This window comes from Huintestinicola sp., assembly GCF_050874005.1.
Taxonomy (GTDB): Bacteria; Bacillota; Clostridia; order Oscillospirales; family Ruminococcaceae; genus Huintestinicola.
This window is the reverse complement of sequence record NZ_JBNMJV010000065.1, coordinates 1-9,048: the sequence shown is the minus strand read 5'-3', so window position 1 is coordinate 9,048 and position 9,048 is coordinate 1. Positions and strand designations below refer to the sequence as shown.

At 44.5% G+C, this 9,048-nt stretch carries 8 protein-coding genes and 1 pseudogene; 8 read left to right on the top strand and 1 reads right to left on the bottom strand.

Going from position 1 to position 9,048, the window contains the following annotated elements; translation table 11 throughout:
• Nucleotides 1-385: 385 nt before the first annotated feature.
• Nucleotides 386-526 carry a hypothetical protein gene (locus tag ACR0QN_RS13495; RefSeq protein ID WP_432651745.1) on the top strand — a complete coding sequence of 47 codons (141 nt, stop codon included), beginning with the start codon at nt 386-388 and terminating at the stop codon, nt 524-526.
• Nucleotides 527-562: 36 nt separating this feature from the next.
• Here the strand turns inward: ACR0QN_RS13495 and ACR0QN_RS13490 are convergent, their stop codons facing one another.
• Complete coding sequence (locus ACR0QN_RS13490; RefSeq protein ID WP_432651744.1) at nt 563-1,435, bottom strand: Abi family protein; 873 nt, start codon at nt 1,433-1,435, stop codon at nt 563-565.
• A gap of 215 nt (nt 1,436-1,650) precedes the next feature.
• Between ACR0QN_RS13490 and ACR0QN_RS13485 the strand changes: the two genes are divergently transcribed.
• The 7 genes and pseudogenes from ACR0QN_RS13485 to ACR0QN_RS13455 all read left to right on the top strand — a co-directional run bounded on the left by ACR0QN_RS13485 (nt 1,651) and on the right by ACR0QN_RS13455 (nt 8,606).
• Entirely contained in the window at nt 1,651-3,006 is a 1,356-nt protein-coding gene (locus ACR0QN_RS13485) for a recombinase family protein (protein ID WP_432651743.1), read from the top strand.
• A gap of 13 nt (nt 3,007-3,019) precedes the next feature.
• A complete protein-coding gene (locus tag ACR0QN_RS13480; protein ID WP_432651742.1) occupies nt 3,020-4,237 on the top strand; it encodes an aspartate aminotransferase family protein in 1,218 nt (405 codons plus the stop codon).
• Between the two features lie 77 nt (nt 4,238-4,314).
• Nucleotides 4,315-5,229 (top strand): transporter substrate-binding domain-containing protein, encoded by a 915-nt coding sequence (locus ACR0QN_RS13475; RefSeq protein ID WP_432651741.1) that lies wholly within the window; start codon nt 4,315-4,317, stop codon nt 5,227-5,229.
• Nucleotides 5,230-5,302: 73 nt separating this feature from the next.
• Entirely contained in the window at nt 5,303-6,058 is a 756-nt protein-coding gene (locus ACR0QN_RS13470; RefSeq protein ID WP_432651740.1) for an amino acid ABC transporter permease, read from the top strand.
• Nucleotides 6,021-6,842, top strand: coding sequence for an amino acid ABC transporter ATP-binding protein (locus ACR0QN_RS13465; RefSeq protein ID WP_432651739.1), 822 nt, complete (start codon nt 6,021-6,023; stop codon nt 6,840-6,842). The genes ACR0QN_RS13470 and ACR0QN_RS13465 overlap by 38 nt, the downstream gene beginning before the upstream one ends.
• Entirely contained in the window at nt 6,842-7,477 is a 636-nt protein-coding gene (locus ACR0QN_RS13460) for a cytidylate kinase-like family protein (protein WP_432651738.1), read from the top strand. Before ACR0QN_RS13465 ends, ACR0QN_RS13460 begins: the two co-directional genes overlap by 1 nt.
• A pseudogene (locus tag ACR0QN_RS13455) lies at nt 7,477-8,606 on the top strand (iron-containing alcohol dehydrogenase). The gene ACR0QN_RS13460 and the pseudogene ACR0QN_RS13455 overlap by 1 nt, the downstream one beginning before the upstream one ends.
• Nucleotides 8,607-9,048: the final 442 nt, after the last annotated feature.

The following is a 9,048-nucleotide window of genomic DNA, read 5'->3' as shown; positions in this document are numbered from 1 at the left end:
TGAAGAAAATGCCCGAAGGCGTTACTCTTGAAATTGTGGAAAAGAGAGCTTTTCACAGAATTCCGCCCCATTCAGAGCAGCCCCACTTCAACAATACGGTGTGACAGAAAAAATCAGTACCAAAATACCGCCGTTATAGTATGACTGATGCGTTTGGTATCAGAAACGTACAGAAATAATACCAACAACATAGCACTAAAACGGCGGAAAAGTGGTACTAACTCAGATTTAGTATTGATACTCTCCTTGAAAAAGCAATGGAGGAACAGGAGGCGATTGAGCAGGAAGAAAGATACCTTGAAGAATATGAGGAAGAACTTGAAAGAGACTATCGGCATAATGATTTCAGCCGATAAAAAATAGATGAAAGAATAGGAGAACCCTAATGACAATCATTACAGAATACAACGATAAAGAAATCACCGATGAGCAGCTTGAAGCACTTGCAGCTTCACTGCTTGCTCAGATGATCGAATACTATAAGAATGTTTCAGAGGAAAAGGAGAGTGATAACAAGGTGGCTTAAAAAATCGCACCTGCGTTCTGCAAGTGCGATGAAAAATTATGATCTTAGAACATCAGCCCAATTATCGGGAAAGCCCATAAGCTTTTTATCAGCGTGAGGGTATTTCTCAAACAGTAAATCGATCGTATCGACAAATTCCGTCCAGTGCCTGTCATTGGGTATAAGATGCTTGATGCAAAGAAGGGTAGCAAAAACTCGGATACTGCTGATGCCCTGCTCGGTATATTGCTTGTACAGCTTAGGCGTTTTGGCAAGATTAACATTGTATAAGCGACCGTAATGTGCGCAGATATTTCTGACAAAGGCAATATGCTCGACCCAGCTTTCAAGGTAAGTATAGCCGATGCCGTACAACTGAGCAACGGCTTTCTTATCCTTCGGCTTCATATTCTTGTAGAATTTGGAAAGCGTTCCAAAGCTGAATAATTCAACCAGAGCGTAAAATGGGATCTTGCCATCGGCATAATTGTTGCGGAAATTCTTGACAAACGGAGCTTTGCTGTTTCGGTCAATCTCATCATCAATGTCAGCGAGAAATTCCTTGTGATAATCGGGATCATTGAAATTTGCGGCATCTTCATATCCGAGGACACCGTATGTATGAGAAAAGTGATTAGCGACCCTGCACCGAAGATTTATTTCAATGCGTTCGACCATAGTGAATAAGAGCTGGCGGAAATTCGCATTGAAGAGATACAGTTCCACTATCTGCTCAAATGATACGCTTCCGTCAAAATTTGTGTTTTTCTTTTTCAAACCAAGTCCATAAGCCTTGATCAGACGGAAATATGATATATCATTGAGGATCTGACGAGCATAATCTTCGTTTTCTATGACTAACTCGACAGCCTTTAAATTTTCGATTTGTTCGTTAATATCCATTGATGGCTGATGTTCTTTGATTTCCATAGCAATACCCCTGATAAATTAAACGACCCGACGTGGTACGCATTGTTAAGAGGCGTGTCGGGTTCTGTTACTATTATTATATTCGATTTTTTCGGAAAAGTCAATAGCTTTGAGAAAAATATTCAATTTACCACTTTAAAGCATTGGCAAATTTCTTGAAATATGATATACTATTGTTGAAGAACAAAAACAAAATACGAAATGGAGGAGTGCTAATGAATGCAGTAATATACGCAAGATATTCTTGCGACAATCAGAGAGAAGAAAGCATAGAGGGACAGCTTCGTGAGTGCAAGGAATTTGCTGAGCGTAAGGGTATCAAGCTGGTCGGCACATATATCGACAGGGCAATGTCAGCCAAGACCGATAATCGTCCGCAGTTTCAGAAAATGATAAAAGACAGTGAGAAGGGACTTTTTGATACTGTTATTGTTTGGAAGCTTGACCGTTTTGCTCGCAACCGTTATGATTCGGCTCATTACAAGGCAGTACTTCGCAAGCACGGAGCTAAGGTTATTTCCGCAACGGAAGTCATTTCCGAGGGTGCTGAGGGAATTATTCTTGAATCGGTGCTTGAGGGATATGCGGAATACTATTCGGCGGAGCTTTCGGAAAAGGTTATCCGAGGAATGACCGAAAATGCTTTGAAATGTCAGTACAACGGAGGTCCCGGAACTATCGGTTACATCATTGATGAAAACAAGCATTATGTAATTGATCCGTTAGTTGCTCCGTTTGTAAAAGAAGCGTTCAGAATGTATGCGGACGGTTATCTCATAAAGGATATTGTGAAATATCTGAACGATAAGGGCGTGGTCAGCGCATACAAAAAGCCTATGACAAAAACTTCTGTGACCACAATGCTTTCAAATTGCAAGTACAAAGGCGTTTACAAGTATAGGGACGTTGAGATAGCAGACGGCGTTCCGAGAATTGTTTCCGATGAACTGTTCAATCGTGTGCAGGAACGTTTGAAGAAGAACAAGCGTACTCGTTCTCACTTTAAGGCAAAGGAAGAATATTTCCTCTCTTCCAAGCTGTTTTGCGGTGATTGCGGCTCCTGCATGGTAGGGGAGAGCGGAACGGGCAGAGGAAATGTTACATATAACTATTACAAGTGCTCAAATGCGAAAAATCGCAAGGGTTGTCACAAAAAGGCTGTTCGCAAGGATTTCATTGAAGAAGCGGTGCTTTTGGAAGTGGCGGACAAGATGTTCACCGAGGATATGATAGACAAAATTGCCGACAAGGTAATGGTTTTGCAGGATAAGGAAGATACGGCTATTCCGCTGCTTAAAAAGGAGCTTGCGGAAACAGAGAAGTATATTGATAATCTTATCGACGCAATGCAGATGGGTATGCTTACGAAATCTACAAAGCAGCGCCTTGATGAACTTGAAGCAAGAAAGGAGCAGCTGGAAGCAGACATCATCAATGAGGAGATCAACAGCCGCAAGCTCAGCAGGGGACAGGTCATTGACTGGCTTAAAAAGATGAAGTCGCTCGATCTGGCAAGCGATGACAACAAGAGAATAATGGTTGATACTTTCGTAAATTCTGTGTATCTTTAAGGAGATGGTTGTAATGAAACTTGCAGAGACAGGTTTTACCGCAGACGAAATTAAAGCCAAGGCGAAGAAGTATATGATCGAGACTTATGAGCGCTTCGATTTCGTGGCTGACAGCGCAAAGGGCGTTTATATGTATGACGAAACAGGAACGCCGTATCTTGATTTTTATGCAGGAATTGCTGTTAACTCCGTAGGAAACTGCAATGAACGAGTTGTTGATGCAGTACGTGAGCAGGCAGGAACTATTATGCAGACCTTCAACTATCCTTATACCGTTCCTCAGGCGCTCCTTGCCGAAAAGGTCTGCACGACCCTTGGAATGGACAAGATCTTTTACCAGAACACCGGTACGGAAGCAAACGAGGCTATGATAAAAATGGCACGTAAATACGGCGTTGAAAAATACGGACCCAAGCGCTACAATATCGTGACCGCAGCCAAATCCTTTCACGGACGTACTTTCGGTGCAATGAGCGCTACAGGTCAGCCCGACAACGCCTGCCAGATAGGCTTCGGTGATATGGTCCCGGGTTTTACATATGCTCCCTATAACGACCTTCAGGCATTCAAGGACGCCTGCACGGAAAATACAATTGCCATAATGATCGAGCCTGTACAGGGCGAGGGCGGAGTTAATCCCGCAACTCCCGAGTTTATGACAGGACTCAGAAAATTCTGTGATGAAAACAATATGCTTCTTCTTCTGGACGAAGTCCAGACGGGCTGGTGCAGAACGGGCGCAGTTATGTCATATATGAACTACGGAATAAAGCCCGATATCGTTTCAATGGCAAAGGCAATGGGCGGCGGAATGCCCATTGGTGCGATATGTGCCACCGAGGAAGTATCAAAGGCATTTACAATGGGTTCTCACGGAACTACCTTCGGCGGTCACCCTGTATGCTGTGCAGCGTCCTATGCGGCAGTCAGCGAGATGCTTGAAAAGGATCTTGCAGGCAATGCTAAGAAAATGGGCGAGTACTTTATGAAGAAGCTGTCTATGCTTCCTCACGTAAAGGAAGTAAGAGGACAGGGACTTCTGGTCGGCGTGGAATTTGAAGATCTTGACAGCGTGGCAGTAAAGCACGCCTGCTTTGACAGAAAACTGCTCATTACTGCCATAGGCTCAAGAGTTATCAGAATGGTTCCGCCTCTTATCATTACCGAAAGCGATTGCGACAAGGCTTATGAGATCATTAAAGAAGCTGTTCTGGAAGTCGCAGGAGAATAAATCAGAAATTTCCGCCTGACGGCGTAAATTAAAAACTCTTACCCGGAAATACGGGATGTATGAAAGGAGAAATAACAATGAAAGTTAAATCTATCCTCAGAACAATAAGTGTGTTGGCAGCAGGTGTTATGGCAGTCTCATCATTTACAGCTTGTTCAGGTTCTTCCTCAGGCACATCCGAAACAACAGCGGCAGCCTCTTCGGCAGCAGCTACAGGCTCTGAAAAGGGCGTTTTGAGAGTCGGTATGGAATGTGCATATGCTCCTTTCAACTGGACTCAGGTAAGCGAAGAGGTTTCCAACGGTGATACCGCAGTTCCTATCTACGGCGGAGGCGGATATGCATACGGCTATGACGTTATGGTGGCAAAGATGCTTGCTGAAGAGCTTGGGATGGATCTCGAGGTCCACAAGGTCGAATGGGATTCCATCGGCATTTCAATGGATTCGGGCGAGTATGACTGCATCATCGCAGGTATGGGAAGAACCTCGGAGCGTATGCTTTCCTATTCCTTTACCGAGCCTTATTATTACAGAAGCAACTGCGTTGTTGTGAAGAAGGGCTCGGATATTGAAAATATTACGGGCTTGTCCGATCTGGCAGGCAAAAACGTAATTGCCACCACACAGCTTGGAACAGGCTGGGTGCCTCTGCTCGATCAGATACCCGATGTAACTCTCGGTGCAAACTATGAGACCACAGCAGAAGTTTTTATGGCTCTTTCCAATGAGACTGCAAATGTTGCAGTCATAGATATTCCTACTGCACAGTCGGCTTTGCTTACAAATACCGATCTGAAGCTCATCACTCTTGCAGATGGAGATACCTTTGTGGGTGACGAGGAAATGACCAATGTCTGCATTGCTACACGCAAGGACGATACAGAGCTGAGAGACAAGCTCCAGGCTGCAATGGACGCTGTGGGACTTGACAGAGATAAGATGAACTCAATGATGGAAGAAGCAATTTCCGTTCAGCCGGCTGCAAATTAAAATAATATAAGATCATCTGCGCCGCTTTCAGATAAATCGGGAAGCGGCGCACTATTAAAAAGGAGGATAGGCTATGACAGATACACCAAACGGCGTACTGGAATGGATATGGTTTATCGCTACCCAGTATTCGGAGCTTTTCATAACAGGAACGATCATTACCCTTGCCGTATCCGTGGCAGGTACCATTATCGGATTTATTCTGGGCTTTATTGTGGGCATTGTGGAGGATTCAAAGCTCAGCAAGGACGACCCTCTCCCGAAGAAAATAATTCTGGGATTTTTCAAGGGTATATGCAAGGTCTATATTGAGGTTTTCCGTGGAACTCCTATGATAGTTCAGGCAATGATAATCTATTTCGGCCTCCGTCAGGGCGGTTTTCAGATCGACCCCATTTCCGCAGGTATTCTTGTTACCGTGCTGAACACAGGCGCATATATGGCTGAAACAGTACGTGCAGGTATCAAGTCCATTGATATCGGTCAGCGTGAGGGTGCTCTGGCACTGGGAATGTCGCCTATTTCGGCAATGATGAATATCATACTGCCCCAGGCTTATAAAAACATCGTTCCCGAAATGGCTAACACATTCCTTTCAAACCTGAAAATGACATCTGTCCTTAATGTTATCGGCGTAAAGGAGCTGTTCCTCCAGGCAAAGACCGCAGGCGGAACATATTACAAATACCTTGAATCCTATCTGGTCATCGCCGTGATCTATTTTGTGCTTTGCTTTGTATTCAACAGGATCTTCCTGCTTATCGAAAAGAAGATGGCAGGCAAGAAGGATTATGCTCTTGCTGTGGAATATATGGACAATAACGAGTAAGGAGGCGGAAGCTGTGAAAGAAAATACGGAAGGAAAAGAAATTATTCGTGTCGAGGAACTGAGCAAGAACTTCGGTGAGCATCAGGTGCTGCGAAAGATAGATTTTTCGGTAAACAAGGGCGATGTTATCTGTATCCTGGGTTCTTCCGGTTCAGGAAAATCCACGCTTCTGCGCTGCATCAACCAGCTGGAAAAGCAGACCTACGGCAGAATTTATTTTAACGGCAAAGAGCTTGGAAAAACTCAGAGGGAAATAAACGAATATCGCTCCAGGGTCGGTATGGTGTTCCAGTCCTTCAATCTTTCCAACAATATGACGGTACTGAAAAACTGTATGGAGGGAACCAGAAAGGTACTTCATCTTTCAAAGGAGGAAGCTCACGAACGTGCCATCACGCACCTTAGATCGGTAGGTATGGCGCCTTTCATCAACGCATACCCCTCTCAGCTTTCGGGCGGACAGAAACAGCGTGTTGCGATCGCCAGAGGACTTTGTATGAATCCCGAGGTGCTGCTTTTCGATGAACCCACAAGCGCCCTTGACCCCGAAATGGTGGGAGAAGTTCTGAACGTTATGAAATCCCTTGCCAAAACAGGTCTGACAATGCTTATCGTGACCCACGAAATGGGTTTTGCACGTGACGTTTCATCAAGAGTGCTTTTTATGGATAAGGGATATATCGTGGAGGACGCTCCTCCCGAGAAATTCTTTACCGCTCCCGACAACGCAAGAACAAAGGAATTTTTAAGCAGATATATTTCGGACGGAGAAAGGAGATCATAATGCGTAATTATGTTGTGACATTTGCCAGAGGCTTTGGTACGGGCGGAAAGGTCATCGCTTCAAAGCTTGCCGCAGAGCTGGGGATACATTGCTATGAGAACAGGATACTGACCCTTGCTTCCCAGCTCAGCGGACTTGACGAGAATGTTTTTAAGGAAGTTGACGAAAAGCTCAGATCATCGGGAGGAGGTTTTGCAAGCTTGATGAAAGGGCTTCCACGGGCAAGGAAGTACATCGCTCGCAATGAAAAACTCGTTTCCGACGATACGCTGTTTGAATATCAGAAACAGATAATACTTGATCTTGCGGAGACCGAATCCTGCGTAATAGTCGGAAAATGCGCCGATTATATCCTTCAGGGCAGGGATAATGTTGTAAGCGTATATATCGAGGCTCCCCGTGATTTCTGTATCAAGCGAACAATGGAAAATATGGGAATTACCGAGGACGTTGCTCAGGCGACTATTAGGCAGACGGATAAATTCCGTGCCGATTATTATGAATACTATACCCACGGCAATTACTGGACGAACCCCATAAATTACGATATGACCCTTAACAGCGAAAAAGTCGGCATTGACAATTGTGTTGCGCTGATAAAGGATTATCTGAAAATAAAAGGACTGATCGACTGATGGATTTTCAATATAACCTTCCCGTAAATCTTTTTTTCGGCAGAGGAAAAGCCGATAAAGCAGGCGAAATAGCTGCGTCTTGCGGAAAGAAGGCACTTGTTGTCACAGGAACGGGCAGCACTAAAAGATCGGGACTGCTGGACAGGGTTGTAAATTTTCTGAAAGCTTCCGGCACAGAGACTGCCGTATTTGACAAGGTAACGCAAAATCCTCTTACAACTACCGTTTATGAGGGAGTTGCGCTTGCAAAGGCAGCAGGCTGCGATATGATACTTGGCGTAGGCGGAGGCTCAATTATGGACGCTGCAAAGGCGATCTCATTCTGCTGCGTGAATGACGGAGATATATCCGATTATATTTTTGGCAGAAAGCAGGGCAAAGGCTCTCTGCCTATCATACTTATCCCCACGACCTGCGGCACGGGAAGCGAGGGAAACCAGATAGCTGTGCTGACAAATCCCGAAACCAAGGATAAAAAGGCACTTTATACAATGCAGATAATGCCGTCGGTCTCTATTGTCGACCCCGATGTGATGATGACAATGCCGAAACACGTGCTTTCCTCTGTGGGATTTGACGCATTCACCCACGCACTTGAAGCATACACCTCTAAAAAAGCAAATCCCCTGACCGACGCACAGGCATTGCTTGCCATAAAGCTCATAACGGAAAATCTTCCGAAGCTGATGCGGGACTACAGCGATAATGACGCCTGGGAAGCAGTCAGTCTGGCGGCAGCGCTGGGAGGAATGGTCATCGGTGCCGCAGGGGTATCCGCCGCTCACGGAATGGAACACCCTGCATCGGGACTTAAAAATATCGTTCACGGCAGAGGTCTTGCCGCTCTTACTCCGCAATAGTCGAAAGACTTGCTCCTGCTATGCCGGGTAAATTTGCCGAGATATCAAAAATACTTGGCGGCAGAGACGAAAGGGACTGTGCGGAGGGAATACGGAAATTCCTGAAGTCTATCGACCTTGAGGTAAAGCTTGGCGATCTGGGAATTACTGCCGACGATGTGGAATGGATGACCGAAAACTGTATGAAAATATCCATAGGCAATCTGAAAAACGCACCTGTGACATTCAGCAGAGACGAGGTTGCCGAAATTTATAGAGAAGCAATTTAAAAAAATAATTGCTTTTGGCTGCGTTCCGATATTTATTTACAAAATAAGGAAAAATAATTGTTTAAAGCAGTATTTTCCGGCGCTATAATGTAAATATAATATTGGAAGCAAGGGCGCTCTGAAATAAAGAGATGACCGAAATATCATTTTTGCAGACAGCCTGAAATGATCGGTCCTTTCTTTATTTACGAGCGCTTTTTGTATAATGCGATCATAGCTAACAGGAGGGGAGCCGTAGAAATGACTGTATCAGGGCTTGTTTTTTTTAATCCATCATAGTAAAGACAAAGTGAAATATTTTGTGGTAACATCTAAAAACCCCTGTACAAAAAAGAAAAAAAGTGGTAAAATAGAGATATGAAAATAAGACAGATAGGGTTCTTTGATGAGGAGAACCGATACAAGAAATTAACAGAATTAGGCGATCCGCTGGAGAAACTGA